Source organism: Novosphingopyxis sp. YJ-S2-01 (assembly GCF_016093175.1).
GTDB lineage: Bacteria > Pseudomonadota > Alphaproteobacteria > Sphingomonadales > Sphingomonadaceae > Novosphingopyxis > Novosphingopyxis iocasae.
This window is the reverse complement of the sequence record NZ_JAEDAI010000019.1, coordinates 1-453: the sequence shown is the minus strand read 5'-3', so window position 1 is coordinate 453 and position 453 is coordinate 1. Positions and strand designations below refer to the sequence as shown.

Below are 453 nucleotides of genomic sequence, written 5' to 3'. Positions count from 1 at the left end.
GGCTGTACGCCAGGGCCTCAAGACGGCGCACCGGCTTGGTCAGCATCCAGGCCAACCATATTGACGCCCCCAGTGCGATCGCAAGGAAGAACCAGCGCTGCCATCCTCCGGCGCCTGCCAGAAAGCTAAAAGCGGCGCCCGGGTTCAGAACATGGACCAGATTGAAAAACGGTGTCACTTCAAGTGACCAGCCCAGCGGCGTGGTCAGATCGATGAGACTCTTAGTGGCTTGGTCGATTGCAAGCACGATGAACGCCACGGAATACCAATAGGTTTTGCGATTCGGATACGTCATTACTACTTTTCAATTTTGAAGATATCGATGCCTAGCACCACATGTGGCGGCGTGCATTGCAGCTTGAAGGGGCATACGGCTGCGCGAATAGCCAGGTGTCAAAAGCGCGTAACCAGATCTCCAGCACACCCACATGGCAACTAGCATGTTGGTCCAGT

General features: G+C 55.2%; 1 protein-coding gene. It reads right to left on the bottom strand.

Features of this window, described 5'->3' with window-relative positions; translation table 11 throughout:
* On the bottom strand, positions 1 to 295 hold a 295-nt coding region (locus I6A82_RS14455; protein ID WP_198095673.1), incomplete at its 3' end, for a signal peptidase II.
* Between the last annotated feature and the right edge of the window lie 158 nt (positions 296 to 453).